Below are 17,840 nucleotides of genomic sequence, written 5' to 3'. Positions count from 1 at the left end.
CGCCGCCATGCTTAACCGCCGATAAGCTCGAGCCATTCGTCCTCGGTCATGACCTGGACATCGAATTCCCGCGCCTTGTCGAGCTTCGAGCCGGCGCCCGGCCCCGCCACGACGATGTCGGTTTTTTTGGAAACCGAGCCGGATACCTTCGCACCCAGGCTCTCTGCCTTCGCCTTGGCCTCGTCGCGGGTGAACTTTTCAAGCGAGCCGGTAAACACGACCGTCTTGCCTGCCACCGGGCTGCCCGAGGTCACCGGCTGCTCCGCTTCTTGGGGGCGAACCTCCTCCAGCAGCTTTGCGATCACCTGCGTATTGCGCGGCTCCTTGTAGAATTCGACGATCGCGCGCGCCACCACTTCGCCGATGCCCTCGATATTGTTGAGGTCGTTCCATGCGTCGCCCGCAAGCGGCGCTGCCTCCTTCATGGCAGTCTCGAAAGCCTCATAGGTGCCATAGGAGCGCGCCAGCAGCTTGGCCGTCGTCTCACCGACATGGCGGATGCCGAGCGCAAAGATGAAGCGATGAAGGGCGATTTGCCGCCGCTCGTTGATCGCGGCGTAGAGCTTGCCGACACTGACCTTGCCGAAGCCGTCGATATTCTCGAGCTTCGCAAGCGACGACTGCTGACGTCTCTCCAGGGTGAAGATGTCGGGCGCGGTCTTTATCTGCAGTGCCGGATCGTCGCTCTCGAAGAAGAAATCGATCTGCTTCGAACCCAGACCCTCGATGTCGTAGGCATTGCGCGAGACGAAATGCTTGAGATGTTCGGTCGCCTGCGCGCGGCAGATGAAGCCGCCGGTGCAGCGCGTGACGGCGTCGATCTTGCCGGTCTTCTCGTTGATGTCGCGCACCGCGTGACTGCCGCAGACCGGGCAGACCTTGGGAAATTCGTAAGGCGCGCTCGACGCTTCGCGCTTTTCCAGCACGACATCGACAATCTGTGGGATGACGTCGCCTGCCCGCTGCACGATCACCATGTCGCCGACACGAATATCGCGGCCGTCGCGGATCGGCTCGCCCTTGTTACCGATGCCCTTGATATAGTCGGCATTGTGCAGCGTCGCATTGGTGACGACGACACCGCCGACCGTGATCGGCTCGAGCCGCGCGACGGGCGTCAGCGCCCCAGTGCGGCCGACCTGGATGTCGATGCCGACCAGACGCGTGAATGCCTGTTCCGCCGGAAACTTGTGCGCCGTCGCCCAACGCGGCGAGCGAGAGCGGAAGCCGAGGCGGGCCTGCAGCTCCAGGCTATCGACCTTATAGACGACACCATCGATGTCATAATCGAGATCGGGGCGCTGCAGGCCGATCTCCTCGTAATGCCCGAGAATATCGGCAACCGAACTCAGGCGCTCCATGAGCGGATTGACCGGGAATCCCCAGGATTTGAAGGTCTGCACCATGCCATATTGCGTATCAGCCGGCATGTCTGACATCTCGCCCCACGCATAGGCAAAGAATTTCAGCTTGCGGCTGGCCGTAACCTTCGCATCGAGCTGACGCAGCGAACCCGCCGCCGTGTTGCGCGGATTAACGTAGGTCTGCTTGCCTTCCGCCTCCATCTGGGCGTTAAGCGCCAGGAAGTCGCTCTTGGCCATATAGACCTCACCGCGCACCTCGACGACCGAGGGCGCACCTGCAGGCAAGGTCTGCGGTATCTCCTGGATGGTCCTGATATTGGCGGTGACATTCTCACCGGTCGTGCCGTCGCCACGCGTCGCGGCGCTCACCATCCGGCCATTCTCGTAACGGATCGACATCGAGAGCCCATCGATCTTCGGCTCGGCGGTAAAGGCAATCGAATTGTCCGGAAGGCGGCCAAGGAAGCGATAGACGCTGGCGACGAAATCCTCGACGTCTTCCTGCGAGAACGTGTTGTCGAGCGACAGCATCGGCCTTGCGTGGACAACAGGCGCGAAGGTTTCCGACGGCGCGGCACCGACCCGGCGTGACGGGCTGTCGGCGCGAATGAGTGCCGGAAACCGCGCCTCGATGGCATCGTTGCGCCGCTTCAGCGCGTCGTAATCCGCATCCGAAATCTCCGGCGCATCCTTGCCATGATAAAGCGCGTCGTTGCGCGCGATCTCCGCGGCCAGATAGGCAAGTGCCGCGGCCGCTTCCTCTTCGGTCAAATCTTCGACGGGCTTCTGTTCGGTGCTCATGAATCGACACTCCCCGATTTTGGAGATGTTTTAGAGCAGTTAGAGCAAAAGTGCGAAGCGGTTTTTCCGTCCGGCCCGGGTAAAATAAAGAGAAAAATCAGACGGTCAAAGGAGCAGCGATCAGCCGTTGCCGGCCAGCAAGCGCTTGGCGGCCGCCCTCGCCTCTTCGGTCACCGACGCGCCTGCGAGCATGCGCGCGATTTCCTCGGTGCGGTCCTTCGGCTCCATTGTCGCCACGCGCGTGGAAATCTTTTCGGAACCGTCCGCAACCGGTCCCTTGGAGATCAGGAGATGCGTCGCGGCGCGGGCGGCGACCTGCGGTGCGTGGGTGACGGACAGCACCTGCACGCGGTCGGAGAGGCGCTTCAGCCGCTGACCGATCGCATCCGCGACCGCGCCGCCGACGCCGGTGTCGATTTCGTCGAACACCAGGGTCGGCGCCGAACCGCGATCGGCGAGCGCCACCTTCAGCGCCAGCAGGAAGCGCGACAGTTCGCCCCCGGACGCAACCTTGGTGATCGGCCCCGGGCGTGTGCCCGGATTGGTCTGCACATGGAATTCGACGACGTCGATGCCATCAGCCGTGCCGGCTTCGGGATCGCTTGTTATCTCCACCATGAAACGTGCTCGTTCGAGCTTCAGCGCCGGCAATTCCGCCATGACGGCCTCGGCAAGGGCTTCGCCGGCATGGCGGCGCTTTTCCGAGAGGCTGCGCGCCGCCGCGTCATAGTCCGCCTTGGCAGCGGCAAGCTCGGTGGCGAGCCGCGCCAGCCGCTCCTCGCCCGCATCGAGATCAGCGAGATCCGAAACCATGCGCTCGGCCAATGCCGGCAGTTCGGTGACCGGCACCGAATATTTGCGCGAGGCGGCCCGCAGCGCAAACAGGCGCTCCTCGACCCGCTCCAGTTCGCGCGGATCGTACTCCGTCTTGCGCAGCGCCGCCTCTACTTCCATCTGGGCGTTGGAAAGCTGGTCGAGAGCGGCATCGAGCAGCGCCACCGTATCCTCCAGCAGCCCCGGCGCTTCATGGCTCTTGCGCTCCAGCCGACGCACAAGCGAGGCAATATGCGGAACGGGCGATGCATTGCCGTTCAAGAATTCCGAAGCCTCAGCAATATCGCCGGCAATACGCTCGGCCTTCATCATCCGCGAGCGCTTTTCAGCCAGCTCATCCTCTTCGCCATCCTGCGGCGAGAGCTTTTCCAATTCCTCGACGGAAGCGCGAAGATAGTCCGCCTCGCGCGCGGCCTTCTCCACCTGCTCCTTGTGCCTCTTCAAGGTGCGGTCGGTATCGCGCCAAACCTTGTGAAGTCTGCCGACCTCTTGCGCCTCTTCGGCAAGGCCGGCGAAGGCATCGAGCAATGTGCGGTGCGCGTCGGTATCGACGAGCGCGCGATCGTCATGCTGCCCATGAATTTCAACGAGAAGCTGCCCGATCTGGCGCATGAGCTGGACGCTGAGCGCCTGATCGTTGACAAAGGCCTTGGTACGGCCGTCGGCCGACTGGACGCGACGGAAGATCAGGTCGCCGTCATCGTCGATGCCATTCTCGCGCAGGAGCTTGCGGGCGGGATGCTGCGTGCCGACGTCGAAAACCGCGGTCACCTGGCCGCGGTCCTCTCCATGACGTACGAGATCGCCATCGCCGCGCCCGCCAAGCGCCAGCGACAGACTGTCAAGCAGGATGGATTTGCCCGCGCCGGTCTCGCCGGTCAGTACCGAAAGCCCGGACTCGAAGGCAAGATCCAGCCGCTCGATCAAAACGATATCGCGGATCGAAAGCTGGATCAGCATCTGCGCTCAATCTCACGTCCCAAGAAGAAGTTTCTTACCCGCTCTGGAAATCCAGGAGCCCGAATTTTCGCTCGGCTCTACGCCACCCTTCTGCAGCAGCTGATAGGAATCCTTATACCAGCGGCTGTCCGGATAGTTGTGGCCGAGAACGGCGGCTGCCGTCTGTGCTTCCTGAACGATACCCATCGCGTAGTAAGCCTCGACCAGGCGCGCCAGAGCTTCTTCGATCTGGTTGGTGGTCGGATATTGCTCCACGACAATGCGGAAGCGCGAGATTGCCGCTAGGTAATCCTTGCGCTCCAGATAGTAGCGGCCGATCTGCATTTCCTTGCCGGCGAGCTGATCCTTGGCGAAGCGGATTTTTTCCTGCGCGTCGCTGACATATTGCGACTTCGGATAGGTGTTGACGAGCTTGGTCATCGCCTCGATCGTCTGTTGTGCCGCGCGCTGGTCCTGCGTCACGTCGACGATCTGCTTGGCATAGGACGAGCCGACCAGATACTGGACATAGTCGGCGTCTTCCGAGCCGGGATATTGCTTGAGGTAGCTGTTACCCGTCTGCACCGCATCGTCGTAACGACCCGTGCGGTACTTGACGAATGTGCTCATGACAAGCGCTTTGCGAGCCCATTCGGAGAATGGCTGCTGCTGGTTGATGGCGTCGAACTTCTTGCCGGCTTCCGTCATGTTGCCGGCCTTGATGTTGGCCAGACCCTGATTATAGAGCATTTCCGGAGGATCGGTCTCGACACCGAGCTTGGTGATGTCGATATCCTTTTTGGTATTACAACCCGTCACCACCGCACCGGTACCGGCCAGAAGGAGCGATACGAGCAAAGCCCGTGCTGTAATATTCATGCGTTCAGACCTTGCAAAACCCATCGGATAACTGTCCCACTAGCCGTCGTTGCGGAGACGGCGTTCTCTCGCTGGCGTTTCTAGCCGCAAAAACACCATCAGGGCAACGCATTGATGATGCATTAACGCATTTTTGTGGCAAGGCCGCATATCCGCAGTCTTTAATCACTGTTTTGACAGGGAATTCTCATATCAGCCCCCGCAGCCTCGCCCTCGCGCAAAGACTGACGGCAACCCGCGTGAGTCGCCTGTCAAAAAAAGAGCCGCTCCTCATCGGAGCGGCGGCTTTTCTCATTCAAATTCCGCAGCGTCACGCCGACCAGGGAGCGAATTCAGGCGCATTGACCGGCACGAATTCGCGGCTGTGGGCGCGCTGGCGCGGCGCCGACGTTTCGACGACATCATAGGCGCTGGGGTCGCTGAGCAATGCCTTCAGGGCATTCGCGTTCATGCGATGACCGCCGCGATAAGAGCGGTAGCAGCCGATGAATTGCGCGCCGGCCAGTGCCAGATCGCCGACCGCATCCAGCGTCTTGTGACGAACGAATTCGTCCTTGGCGTAACGCAGACCCTCGACGTTGATAACGGTATTGTCGTCGGAAATGACGACGGAGTTTTCCAGCGACGAACCCAGCGCATGACCCGACGCCCAGAGACGTTCGACATCGCGCATGAAGCCGAAGGTACGAGCGCGCGACAGTTCGGTCTTGAATGTCTCGGCGGTCAGGTCGCCTTCCCACTTCTGCCGGCCGATCAGCGGGCATTCGAAATCGATCTCGACTTCGAAGCGCGTGCCGTCATACGGGCGGAATTCGCACCAGGAACCGCCGGCTTCGATACGAACCGGCTTGGTGACGCGGATATAGCGGCGCTTGACACCAAGCGACACGACGCCGGTCTGCTCGATCGCTTCGATGAAGGGATAGGAGCTGCCGTCCATGATCGGCATTTCAGCACCGGTCACTTCGACGACGACGTTATCGAGACCTATCGCATAGATGGCGGCCATCACATGCTCGACCGTGGCGACGGAACGCGCCGGAGAAAAACCGAGGACGGTGCAGAGATCCGTATTGCCAACCTGCGAGGAAACGGCGCGCAGTTCGGTCACATCGCCATTGTCGTGCAAGCGCTGGAAAACGACACCGGTGCCGGCTTCGGCCGGATAGAAGGTGATCGACACATTGGCACCGGAATGAACGCCGATACCCGAAAGTGTCACAGGGTTTGCAATGGTGGTCTGAAAACCAAGCAATCCGATTGCCATATAATTCTGCCTTCGTCTGTCTGATCCAGGCCGGGCGGTCATCTTCGGACGCTTACCCTTATTGCCGGTTCAGTCTGTTAACTATGCCGCGCACACCACATACATTCGTCATTGAATGTGAGTCCGCAGGCTTGCTTGGTATCTACATACGCGCCGAGGCATCGCATTCCAAATCACTGTTTCTTTCGTTTTGTTACGAAAGCAGCCAATTGAATTTGTTGGGTAATTTCAAATATAACAACAGGTCTAAAATAAGGAAATCCGGGGCCTTTCGGCCCCGGATTTCATCAAGATGGTTAGCAACCTATTAAAAGGCCGTCCAACATCGGGTCAGTTCGATTGCCGGCGCAGGAACGCCGGAATCTCGAGCTGATCATCTTCATGGCTCGTCATGCGCGCCTGCGGAACCTGCCGGCCCTGATCGTCCAGAGTGCCGCGACGCGGAGCGTAGAGGCTCGCTTCCGGCGACGGTGCGCGGCGCTGCGGAGCCGCGTTGTTCGTCGAAGCCATCATGTCGTCGAAAGCCGGGTCTTCTTCGCGGCGGCCGAGCGAATTGGTGATTCGCTTCAGCAAGCCCATCGGCCCCCGCTCTTCGGAAGCCTGACCGGCGGCCGGCTGGGCGCGGTGTTCCATCTCGGCCTTAACGACCGGCGGGAAATCCTCGACCTTCGGCATGCGGACCTGCTCGGGAGCCTGACGGATGACCGGCTGCTGATGCATGACCGGCGCCTGCTGCTGAGGCTGCGGCAGAACCGGAGCCTGACGGACGGGCTGGGCTTCCGGGGCGGCTGCGAAGATGCGGCTCTGCGGACGGAAGTTATCTTCCGGCGCTGCGGCCTGCGGCATCACCGGCTGCTGCTGGACATGGGCCTGGCGGCCCATCTGGAATTCCAGTTCGCGCTCGAGATCGGCCTCTGCTGCACGAATGGTCTGGGCAACCGGATCGACAGTGCGTGGAGCCGGAGCGGCAGCCTGTGCGGTCTGGGCCTGCGCGACGTGGGCAGGCTGAGCTGCGGCCGCTGCCGGAACGGCGGCCGCGGAAGGACGCATAGCGGGCTTCGTGGCCGGGCGGAATTCCATGCCTCTGTCGGCCGCCTCGTTCATCGCGCGGTCGATACCGGTTGCGACGACGGAAACGCGGATGATGCCCTCAAGCGATTCGTCGAAGGTGGCGCCGAGGATGATATTGGCGTCGGGATCGACTTCTTCGCGGATGCGGGTCGCAGCTTCATCGACTTCGAACAGGGTCAGGTCACGGCCGCCGGTGATCGAGATCAGCAGGCCCTGAGCGCCCTTCATCGAGGTTTCGTCGAGCAGCGGGTTGGCAATGGCGGCCTCGGCGGCCTGCATTGCACGGCCCTGGCCGGAAGCCTCGCCGGTACCCATCATGGCGCGGCCCATTTCGCGCATGACCGAACGGACGTCGGCGAAGTCGAGGTTGATGAGACCTTCCTTCACCATCAGGTCGGTGATGCAGGCAACGCCCGAATAGAGAACCTGGTCGGCCATCGAGAACGCATCGGCGAAAGTCGTCTTGTCGTTGGCGATGCGGAAGAGGTTCTGGTTCGGGATGACGATCAGCGTGTCGACCGACTTCTGCAGTTCCTGGATGCCCATCTCGGCGAGACGCATGCGGCGGCCGCCTTCGAAGTGGAACGGCTTGGTGACGACGCCAACGGTCAGAATGCCCTTGTTGCGAGCAGCCTGTGCGACGACGGGAGCGGCACCCGTGCCCGTACCGCCGCCCATGCCGGCGGTGACGAAGCACATATGCGTGCCGTTCAGGTGATCGATGATTTCATCGATGCATTCTTCTGCAGCTGCACGGCCGACTTCCGGCTGCGAGCCGGCGCCGAGACCTTCCGTGACGTTGACGCCGAGCTGGATGATCCGCTCCGCCTTCGTCATGGTCAGTGCCTGAGCATCCGTGTTGGCGACGACGAAATCGACGCCCTGCAGGCCTGCCGTGATCATGTTGTTGACGGCATTACCGCCACCGCCACCGACACCGAACACGGTGATTCGCGGCTTAAGCTCGGTGATATCTGGCTTATGCAGCTTGATAGTCATTGTACCCGTTCCTTCTCTTTATGGCCGCATCGCCACGCCGGCCAATTCACTCGATTTCACTTGCCTGACGCTTGCCCCGGAATGAACTCCGGGATCAGGCACTCAAAAACTCTCTTTCAGCCATTGGCCGACGCGGCCGATCCGGCTGTTATTGCCTCCAAACGACGAGAGCAGACCGCCGCTCGGCGCATGTGTTTCCATGTCTGCGACCTGCGGATAGATCATCAGACCGACCGCGGTCGAAAAAGCCGGACCCTTGGCTGCCGTCGGCAAACCAGACACGCCCATCGGACGACCGATGCGGACATTGCGGGCAAGAACACGGCGCGCCACATCGGGCAAACCGGTCAGCTGGCTCGCGCCGCCCGTGAGGACGACGCGCTTGCCGACGATTGGGCTGAAGCCCGAACGCTGGATGCGATCGCGAATGAGCTCGAGGGTTTCCTCGATGCGAGCCTTGACGATGCGCGACACCAGCGCCTTCGGCACTTGTGTCGGCTGGTCACGCTCGTCTTCGCCGATCGGCGGGATGGAAATCAGTTCACGCTCTTCCGAAGAATTCGCGAGCGCCGAAGCATGGACGACCTTCAAGCGCTCCGCATCCTCGATGCGGGTGGAAAGGCCGCGGGCAAGGTCCGTGGTGACATGATGGCCGCCAAGGCTGACGGCATCGGTATGCACGAGCTTGCCCTCGGCAAAGACCGAGATCGTCGTCGTACCGCCGCCCATGTCGATCGCGGCGCAGCCGAGCTCGACTTCGTCATCGACGAGAGCTGCAAGACCGCTGGCATAAGGTGTCGCCACCATGCCCTCGACCGAAAGATGGGCGCGGTTGATGCAGAGCTCAAGATTGCGAAGGGCTGCGCGCTCCGCGGTCACCACATGCATGTCGACACCGAGCGCGTCTCCGAACATCGCCAGCGGATCGCGAATGCCGCGCTCGCCATCAAGGGAGTAGCCCGTTGCCAGCGAGTGCAGCACGGCACGCTCCTGGCGGACCGACTGCTGGCAGGCCGCAGCCAGAACCTTCTTGAGATCGTTGGCTTCGACTTCCTGACCGCCGAGATCGATGGTCGCGGTGTAGATATCGCTGCCGAGGCGTCCGGCCGAAACGTTAACGATCAGGCTGTCGACGGTAAGGCCGGCCATGCGCTCGGCCGCATCGACGGAGAGCCTGACGACGCTTTCCAGCGCGTCGAGGTCGGCGATGACGCCGGTTTTGATGCCGCGTGAGCGCTGGTGGCCGATGCCGATGATCTCGATATTGTGGGTGCGGTTCGGGAGAACCTGGCTCTCCTCGCGCGGCGTCAGCCGGCCGATCATGCAGACGACCTTCGTCGAGCCGATGTCGAGGACCGACACGATGTGCGACCGCTTCGAAGAGAGCGGCTTCAACCGAGGCAGGCCGAAATGGGACGAACCGAATAAGCTCATGTATCCTGCCCTGCTTTCTTCAAAGCCTTGTTTCTCGCATCGACGGCGGCCTGACGACGAACTGCGGCATCCGGGGTGAGTTCTATTGCTGTACGATCATCGAGACGGAGATCGATGGCGGCGATGTCGCGCTGCAAAAGATTCTCGTCCTTGTCGAGCTTGGTCAGCCGCGCGAGCGCGCCGTCGACGTTGTCTTCCGGCAGTTTGATGATCACGCCATTGTCGAGGTAGAGATCCCAGCGACGGCCGGCGACGCGGACGAAGGCCTTCACATGACCACGGACATCCGGCCACTTGGCAAATGCATCCTCGACCGAAGCGGCTGCTGTTTCGGCATCGCGACCGACGAAGAGCGGCAGCTTGGCGAACTTGTTGTCACGTAGCGGCGCGATCACGCTACCGTCTTTCTGGATCAGCGAAAGCTCGGAGCCGTGCTGCCAGATGGCGTAAGCCCTACGCTCCGTCAGCTTCACCTCGACAGCCCTCGGATAGACCTTGCGAACTTCCACATTTTCGACCCAGGGCAGGTTCGCGATTTTCAGGCGAGCCGCGTCGGCATCAAGGGCAACGAGCGAGGTCGTACCGTCAAGGCCAAGCAACTGCAGGATCTCGATTTCCGAGGTCTCGTCATTGCCCGAAACCTTGACATCCTCGATCGCGAAGCCGGCGGCAGACGTCGTCGCCTCGGCGACAGCCTGGGTGTGCCCGCCGAGCGACATGCCGTAAAGACCGGTCGCGGCGAGAAGCATGAAGACGGACACCGTGCCCGTATGCGCGGGGATATTGACGCGACCCGAGCCGAGACTGACCAGGAAGCGCACCGTACGGCGCAGCGGACGCGGCAGGACGAATGCGTCCTCGACATCATCGATGGCAAGCGGGACGCGATGACGGGACCGCCTCATATTTTTGACCGTCAGCGCAAACAAGACGCGTCCTCCACCATCCACCGGAGAAATTCACCAAAAGAGTAGCCGGCATGCGCCGCCATTTCAGGCACCAGGGAGGTAGGAGTCATGCCGGGCTGGGTATTGATCTCCAGCCAAACAAGTTCGCCCTCTTCGGAAAAGCGATCGTCAAAACGGAAGTCAGATCGACTAACACCGCGGCAGCCGATAGCCTCATGCGCCCTTAACGATAATGTTTGTATCTTTTGGTAAAGATTCGGTGAAATTTCCGCCGGCAAGACATGTTTTGACCCACCCTTGGCGTACTTGGCGTCATAATCATAGAAGCTGTGACCGAGCGGCACGATCTCGGTAACGCCAAGAACCTTGCCATCCATGACCCCGCAGGTCAGCTCCCGACCGTGGATATAGCGCTCGACCAGCACCTCGTCGCCGTAGCGCCATTCGGATGAGGTGACGATCTGCGGCGGATGCGCCTGATCCTCCTTGACGATCACAACGCCGAAGCTCGAGCCCTCACGCACCGGCTTGACCACGTAAGGCGGCTTCATCGGATGCTCGCCGACGATGTCGAAGCGGTCCATGACGATCGAGCCCGCGACAGGAATGCCGGCCGCGGCGGCAACCGTTTTGGCGCGGGACTTGTCCATCGCAAGAGCCGATGCAAGCACGCCGGAATGCGTATAGGGAATCTGCAGATATTCCAGAATGCCCTGAATTGTTCCGTCTTCACCAAAGGGACCATGCAGCGCGTTGAAGACGACATCAGGCTTTAGCTCGGCCAGACGACTAGCAACATTATGCTCTACATCGACACGGGTAATCCGGAAGCCTTCAGCTTCGAGGGCATCGGCGCATGCCTTTCCCGAAGAAAGGCTGACAGGCCTCTCCGAGGAAAATCCGCCCAAAAGGACAGCCACATGCTTGCCACCCATTAATACCCCCGACTTCACGGTCTTTGCTCTGCGTTTGCGGGCCTCGCCTAACAGCGATTCTCGCCCCGCTTTCAATAGGCTGATTAGAACGACATTAAGGTTAATGAAGCGTTTACTTTCGTTAACTTTCGGCCGCTCCGCCGATGATCGAATGGTTCGAATCAAACCGACCTAAAGAATTCTGCCATTAGAATCAGAGAGTTGCTACTTTTGAAATCGCTACATTTAGATTTTTTAAACAAAGAGGCCCGCATCGAGGGACTCGATGCGGGCCTGAAGGTATTAAAATCGTTGTGATTTCACTCGCTGTCGTCGACCAGTTTCCAGACGAGTCCGCCCAAGGCGCCGCCGACGATGGGAGCGACCCAGAACAGCCAAAGCTGCTGCAAGGCCCAACCGCCGACGAACAATGCCTGGCCTGTCGAACGCGCCGGGTTCACCGACGTATTGGTGATCGGGATCGAAATCAGGTGGATCAGCGTCAGCGCCAGGCCGATGGCGATCGGCGCGAAGCCGGCCGGCACCTTGCTGCTCGTCGAGCCCAGAATCACGACGAGGAAAAACAAGGTCAGCACGATCTCGGCCACCACTGCCGAGACCAGCGAATAGCCACCCGGCGAATGCTCGCCGTAACCATTCGCCGCAAAGCCGCCGAGTTGGAAATCGGCCTTGCCGCTGGCGATCAGATAAAGCGCGGCTGCAGCCACGATGGCACCGACAACCTGCGCGACGATATAAGGAATGAGCTGCCCGCCCGGAAAGCGGCCAGCCACCGTCAGCCCCACCGAGACGGCTGGGTTGAAATGCCCGCCTGAAATGCCGCCGACCGCATAGGCCATCGTCAGCACGGTCAGACCGAACGCAAAAGCAACCCCCAGAAAACCGATGCCGAGGCTCGGAAATGCCGCCGCGAAGATTGCGCTGCCGCAGCCACCAAATACGAGCCAGAACGTCCCAAGAAACTCAGCAATGAGTTTTTTCTGCATGAAAGCCTTCTCCTTTGCCCTCAACCAAAGCGAAAATCGACCATCTATGAAAAAACTCCGGGCAAGGACTCGCCTGAAGCACGCCCACTTAACGGCAAACGTTCGCCCAACTGTTTGCGAATCAACAATTGCGGCTAAATAGTAGCACACAACCGCTGATTTCTTGCGCATTTGGCGTTTGCGCCGAACGAAAATTACGCTAAGGACACGCCTTACCTAATAAGGAAACCTTAGCACCTTCTAAATTGGTGGGATTATGACTGACGCGATATCTCCTTTATCGCCGACCCCCTCGTCATCGAACAATGCTGTTGCCAATTCCCCGGCACGTGTTCTGATCGCGAGCCTTATCGGCACAACGATCGAATTTTTCGATTTCTATGTTTATGCAACAGCAGCGGTTATTGTCTTCCCGAAGCTGTTTTTCCCCGCGAGCGATCCGACCTCGGCAACGCTGCAGTCCTTCGCGACCTTCTCCATCGCCTTCTTTGCGCGTCCGATCGGCGCGATGATCTTCGGCCATTTCGGTGACCGGATCGGCCGCAAGGCGACGCTTGTCGCGGCCTTGATGACCATGGGTCTTTCGACGGTCGTAATCGGCATGCTGCCGACATACGAATCGATCGGCGTTCTCGCACCCGTGCTGCTGGCGCTTTGCCGCCTCGGTCAGGGCCTCGGTCTCGGCGGCGAATGGGGCGGCGCGGTGCTTCTGGCGACGGAAAACGCACCTGAAGGCAAGCGCAGCTGGTACGCCATGTTCCCGCAGCTCGGTGCCCCGATCGGCTTTATCCTGTCGGCGGGTCTTTTCCTCATCCTGCGCGAAACCATGGCCGATGCCGATTTCCTCAACTATGGCTGGCGCGTCCCCTTCCTGATCAGCATCGTGCTTGTCGCCGTCGGCCTCTATGTCCGTCTGAAGATTACGGAAACCCCGGAATTCCAGCGCGCCATCGAAAAGGAAGAACGCGTTTCCGTCCCGATCGCGGTCATCTTCCGCTCGCATCTCCGCAGCCTGATTCTCGGCACCATCATCGCGGTGGCCACCTTCGTGCTGTTCTATCTGATGACGGCCTTCACGCTGAGCTGGGGCACCAGGCCTCCGGGCAACGGTCCGCTACCGGCAGGTCTTGGCTACTCGCAGGGCCAGTTCCTCGTCGTCCAGCTCGCCGGCGTCGTCTTCTTCGGCCTGATGATCCCGATCTCCGGCCTGTTGTCGGACCGCTATTCGCGCCGGCTGGTTCTGATCCTGACGACGATTGGCATCCTCATCTTCGGCCTGTTCTATTCGTCGCTGCTAACGGCCGGCCTTGCGGGCGCTTTCGCCTGCTCGATCATCGGTCTTGCCCTGATGGGCTTCACCTACGGTCCGATCGGCGCCGCGCTGGCGGCACCCTTTCCGACCACCGTGCGCTATACCGGCGCCTCGATGACCTTCAATCTCGGCGGCATCGTGGGTGCATCCTTGGCTCCCTACATCGCCACATGGCTCGCGACGACCTACGGCCTGGTCTATGTAGGCTATTATCTGGCGGCCGCCGCGCTGCTCTCGCTGGTCGGTATCCTGCTCTCGGGCAACGACGAAGTCTGAGGACTTCACGATAACCAATTGAAAAGGCCGGGTGAAAACCCGGCCTTTTTGTTGAATCATTGCCTGAAGTTCGAGCGTAGAGCGGTTCACTTTTTTGCGGACTCTGAACCGCTCTATCTCTTTGCTTATCGCAATTCCGGACGGAAAACCGCTGCGCACTTTTCCTGGAATTGCCCTATGACAGCGTAAGCCTACTCGGTCGTGACACCCTGGAACGGGCGAACCTCCCGGCCGGACATGAAGTAGCCGAGGCGCTTGATTTCCCACTCCAGCTTGATGCCGGAATTCTCGAACACTTCACGGCGCACCTGCTCGCCGAGATATTCCAGATCGTAGCCCGTCGCCTGCTCCATGTTGATCATGAAGTTGCAATGCAGCGACGACATTTGTGCGCCGCCGATGACGAGACCGCGGCATCCCGCCTCATCGATCAATTTCCAGGCGGAATGACCTTCCGGATTCTTGAAGGTCGAACCGCCGGTCTTTTCCCGAATCGGCTGCACGGTTTCGCGATGGGCGCGCACGGCATCCATCTCGGCGCGAATCTTGGCGCGATCTTCCGGATATCCCTCGAAAAGCACATGCGTGAAAATCAGATCGTCAGACGCATCCGAATGCCGGTAGCTGTAGCCCATCTCGGCATTACTAAGCACATGCTTGTCGCCCTTGCGGTCGACCGCATGCACTTCGACGACGCGCTCGCGCGTCTCGGCGCCGTTGGCGCCCGCATTCATCCGCGCGGCACCACCGATGCTGCCTGGAATGCCGTAGTAAAAATGGAAACCGCCGATGCTGTTGTCCATCGCCATGGCCGCGACATGCTTGTCGGGGCAAATGGCGCCGGCCAGGATACGATTTTCGCCGGCAAGCTCGACCGCGCCGAATCCCTTGGCGGAAAGCCTGAGGACGACGCCTGGAATGCCGCCGTCGCGCACCAATATGTTCGAACCCACGCCGACGACCGTCAGCGGCACCTCTTCCGGCAGTATCTTCAGGAAGGCGACGAGATCGTCCGTGTCATGCGGCTGGAACATCAGTTCCGCCAGCCCGCCGGCGCGGAACCACGTAACACGATCCATCGGCGCGTCTGGCGTCAGCCGGCCCCTGATGTCCTTTACACTGTCGCCGAGCGACGCCAGAAGCTTTTCCCCATTTACCTGTTTCATGCGGACTTACCCGAGAGGCCTTCCAATTCCTTTGGCAATGATGCTGCCCAATATGTGATACTGCCAGCCCCCAACAAAACCACAAAATCACCCGGTTGCGCAATCTCTGCAACCATGGCGGCAAGATCTTCCTGCGATGGCAGATAGCGCGCATCCCGATGACCGCTAGCCTTGATGCGCGAAATCAGCGCCTGCGAATCGATGCCTTCGATCGGATCCTCGCCAGCCGCATAGACGGGCGCCAGGAAGATGCTGTCGGCATCGTTGAAGCAGGCGGCGAACTCTTCGAATAGGCTCGACAGACGCGTATAGCGATGCGGTTGATGAACGGCGATGATGCGGCCCTTGCAGGCTTCACGCGCCGCCTTCAGCACCGCCTTGATCTCGACGGGGTGGTGGCCGTAGTCGTCGAAGACCTTCACGCCGTTCCATTCGCCGGTCAGCGTGAAGCGGCGCTTGACGCCGCCGAAGGATGCCAGCCCCTTGGCGATCGCCTCGCTGGAAATGCCAAGCCGATTGGCAACGGCAACGGCCGCCGTCGCGTTGGAAATATTGTGACGACCGGGCATCGGCATGACGAGATCCTTGATCTGGATCACCTTGCCCGTACGGCGCCTGCGGATTTCGATATCGAACAAGGAGCGCGTACCGTCGATGCGCACATTCGAGAAACGCACGTCCGCCTGCGGGTTTTCGCCATAGGTGATGACCTTGCGATCCTCGATGCGCCCGACCAGCGACTGCACTTCCGGATGGTCGATGCAGAGGACGCCGAAACCGTAGAACGGCACATTCTCGACAAACTGCCGGAAGGCGGCGCGGACGGCATCGAAATTGCCGTAGTGATCGAGATGCTCCGGATCGATATTCGTAACGACGGCGACGTCGGCCGGCAGCTTCAGGAAGGTGCCGTCCGATTCGTCGGCCTCGACCACCATCCACTCGCCGGCGCCCATGCGCGCATTCGTGCCGTAGGCATTGATGATGCCGCCGTTGATGACCGTGGGGTCGAGCCCGCCGGCTTCCAGAAGCGTCGCTACGAGGGACGTCGTCGTGGTCTTTCCGTGCGTGCCGCCGATGGCGATGGCGCTGCGGAAGCGCATCAATTCGGCCAGCATTTCGGCGCGACGCACAACCGGCAGCAGCTTTTCGCGCGCGGCGGCGAGCTCGGGATTGCTCTTCTTGATGGCGGTGGAGACAACAACGACTTCTGCATCGCCGAGGTTTTCCGCCTTGTGGCCGATATGGACCGGAATGCCCTTGTCGCGCAGCCGCTGCACGTTGGCGCTTTCCGATTGATCGGAACCCTGCACGCGATGACCGAGGTTATGCAGCACCTCGGCGATACCGCTCATTCCGATGCCACCAATACCGATAAAATGCACAAGGCCGATTGCCTTCGGCAGCTTCATGCGCCCGCCCCCTTGAATTGCTGAATTGAACGTCCCGCGGCAATAGCCTCAACCATGTCGGCAAGCAAGTTTGCCGCATCCGGCTTGCCTGCCTGCCTGGCGGCCGCAGCCATCTTTGCGAGCTTTTCCGGCATGGTCATGGAGCCGCGCAGGATGGTGGAAAGCTTTTCCGGCGTCAGCTCCGATTGCGCGATCACCTTGACGCCGCCGGTCGCCGCCAGCGCGGCCGCATTGGCGGCCTGATCGTGATCGAGCGCGTGCGGATACGGCACGAGGATCGCCGGGCGGCCGATGACGGCAAGCTCCGATACGGTCGAGGCCCCCGAGCGGCAGAGAACCAGATGCGCGGCGCCGATGCGCTCGGCCATATCGGTGAAGAACGGCGCGACATCGGCGCCCATGTCAAGCTTTCTCGTGCAGCTGTTGACCGTCTCCATATCCTCGGGGCGCACCTGCTGCGTGATCCGCAGGCGCTTGCGCAGCGGCTCCTCAAGCAGGCTGATCGCCGTGGGCACGGCCTTCGAGAAATACTGAGCGCCCTGGCTGCCGCCGAAGACGACCAGATTGAACGGATCATCCGGCCCCGACGGTATATACGGCCGCTTCGCGGCCTCGATGACGGCCGGGCGCACCGGGTTTCCCGTCGTTACCGTCTTCTCGGCAAACGTACCGTTATCCGTGAGGAACCCGCCCGCAATCGCGCGGACGCGCGTCGCCAGCATCTTGTTGGCGCGGCCCATGACAGCGTTCTGCTCGTGCAGCATGGACGGCACGCCCATGCGCGTAGCCGCCAGAAGCGGCGGAACCGTCGGATAGCCGCCGAAGCCGACGACGCAGACGGGCTTCAGCCTCTGGATCAGCTTGCGGGCGGCGCGCATACCGGTCCACAGCGTCCAAAGCGCGCGCGCGACCTTCAGCGGGTTCTTCGAACCGATCGTTGCCGAGGGCACGACATGGATCTCATCGGCCGGAAACTTGCCGGCATAGCGTTCGGCGCGGCTGTCGGTGACGAGGTGCACGGAATAGCCGCGCTCCTTCAGTTTATAGGCCAACGCCTCGGCCGGAAATACGTGGCCGCCGGTTCCGCCGGCGGCTAGAAGGACAATGCCTTTACTCATAATTTTCGCTCCCGCGAATACCCACTACTCGGGGCATTTCCCTAATATAGGAAGTCGCCCCGACCGCGTCATCGGCGCGGACCAAAGCCTCCTCATAGACCGCTGCTTCCTGAAAAGCGACCGAAGAATGAGAGGGAAA

At 60.9% G+C, this 17,840-nt stretch carries 13 protein-coding genes; 1 reads left to right on the top strand and 12 read right to left on the bottom strand.

Annotation, left to right across the window (positions count from 1 at the left end):
• Positions 1-11: 11 nt before the first annotated feature.
• The 9 genes from ligA to aqpZ all read right to left on the bottom strand — a co-directional run bounded on the left by ligA (position 12) and on the right by aqpZ (position 12,417).
• On the bottom strand, positions 12-2,165 hold the full coding sequence (ligA, locus tag HGP16_RS30185; RefSeq protein WP_168843628.1) for an NAD-dependent DNA ligase LigA: 2,154 nt from the start codon (positions 2,163-2,165) through the stop codon (positions 12-14).
• A 120-nt stretch (positions 2,166-2,285) separates the two neighbouring features.
• Positions 2,286-3,959, bottom strand: coding sequence for a DNA repair protein RecN (recN, locus tag HGP16_RS30180; protein ID WP_168843627.1), 1,674 nt, complete (start codon positions 3,957-3,959; stop codon positions 2,286-2,288).
• Positions 3,960-3,971: 12 nt separating this feature from the next.
• Positions 3,972-4,841, bottom strand: coding sequence for an outer membrane protein assembly factor BamD (locus HGP16_RS30175; protein WP_205926283.1), 870 nt, complete (start codon positions 4,839-4,841; stop codon positions 3,972-3,974).
• A 286-nt stretch (positions 4,842-5,127) separates the two neighbouring features.
• Positions 5,128-6,084 carry a UDP-3-O-acyl-N-acetylglucosamine deacetylase gene (gene lpxC / locus HGP16_RS30170; RefSeq protein ID WP_168843625.1) on the bottom strand — a complete coding sequence of 319 codons (957 nt, stop codon included), beginning with the start codon at positions 6,082-6,084 and terminating at the stop codon, positions 5,128-5,130.
• A gap of 330 nt (positions 6,085-6,414) precedes the next feature.
• Positions 6,415-8,154: a cell division protein FtsZ gene (gene ftsZ, locus HGP16_RS30165; RefSeq protein ID WP_168843624.1), complete on the bottom strand. Its 1,740-nt coding sequence runs from the start codon at positions 8,152-8,154 to the stop codon at positions 6,415-6,417.
• A gap of 102 nt (positions 8,155-8,256) precedes the next feature.
• Positions 8,257-9,588 (bottom strand): cell division protein FtsA, encoded by a 1,332-nt coding sequence (ftsA, locus tag HGP16_RS30160; protein ID WP_168843623.1) that lies wholly within the window; start codon positions 9,586-9,588, stop codon positions 8,257-8,259.
• Complete coding sequence (locus tag HGP16_RS30155; RefSeq protein WP_168843622.1) at positions 9,585-10,517, bottom strand: cell division protein FtsQ/DivIB; 933 nt, start codon at positions 10,515-10,517, stop codon at positions 9,585-9,587. Before HGP16_RS30155 ends, ftsA begins: the two co-directional genes overlap by 4 nt.
• Positions 10,505-11,431: a D-alanine--D-alanine ligase gene (locus tag HGP16_RS30150; protein WP_168843690.1), complete on the bottom strand. Its 927-nt coding sequence runs from the start codon at positions 11,429-11,431 to the stop codon at positions 10,505-10,507. The genes HGP16_RS30155 and HGP16_RS30150 overlap by 13 nt, the downstream gene beginning before the upstream one ends.
• Positions 11,432-11,730: 299 nt before the next feature.
• The gene (aqpZ, locus tag HGP16_RS30145) at positions 11,731-12,417 is read right to left on the bottom strand and encodes an aquaporin Z (protein ID WP_168843689.1); all 687 of its coding nucleotides are present in this window, start codon (positions 12,415-12,417) and stop codon (positions 11,731-11,733) included.
• A gap of 256 nt (positions 12,418-12,673) precedes the next feature.
• Here aqpZ and HGP16_RS30140 point away from each other — a divergent pair, with 256 nt between their 5' ends.
• The gene (locus tag HGP16_RS30140; protein WP_168843621.1) at positions 12,674-14,005 is read left to right on the top strand and encodes an MFS transporter; all 1,332 of its coding nucleotides are present in this window, start codon (positions 12,674-12,676) and stop codon (positions 14,003-14,005) included.
• Between the two features lie 191 nt (positions 14,006-14,196).
• Here the strand turns inward: HGP16_RS30140 and murB are convergent, their stop codons facing one another.
• Genes murB through murG form a run of 3 tightly spaced genes read right to left on the bottom strand, consistent with a single transcriptional unit; the run spans position 14,197 to position 17,701 of the window.
• Positions 14,197-15,171 carry a UDP-N-acetylmuramate dehydrogenase gene (murB, locus tag HGP16_RS30135; protein ID WP_168843620.1) on the bottom strand — a complete coding sequence of 325 codons (975 nt, stop codon included), beginning with the start codon at positions 15,169-15,171 and terminating at the stop codon, positions 14,197-14,199.
• Positions 15,168-16,583, bottom strand: coding sequence for a UDP-N-acetylmuramate--L-alanine ligase (gene murC, locus HGP16_RS30130; RefSeq protein ID WP_168843619.1), 1,416 nt, complete (start codon positions 16,581-16,583; stop codon positions 15,168-15,170). Before murC ends, murB begins: the two co-directional genes overlap by 4 nt.
• On the bottom strand, positions 16,580-17,701 hold the full coding sequence (gene murG, locus HGP16_RS30125; protein ID WP_168843618.1) for an undecaprenyldiphospho-muramoylpentapeptide beta-N-acetylglucosaminyltransferase: 1,122 nt from the start codon (positions 17,699-17,701) through the stop codon (positions 16,580-16,582). Before murG ends, murC begins: the two co-directional genes overlap by 4 nt.
• Between the last annotated feature and the right edge of the window lie 139 nt (positions 17,702-17,840).

Source organism: Rhizobium sp. P40RR-XXII (genome assembly GCF_012641405.1).
In the GTDB taxonomy this organism is placed as follows: domain Bacteria; phylum Pseudomonadota; class Alphaproteobacteria; order Rhizobiales; family Rhizobiaceae; genus Rhizobium.
Note: the sequence above shows the minus strand (reverse complement) of the source record. Positions and strands in the feature narration are given on the sequence as shown.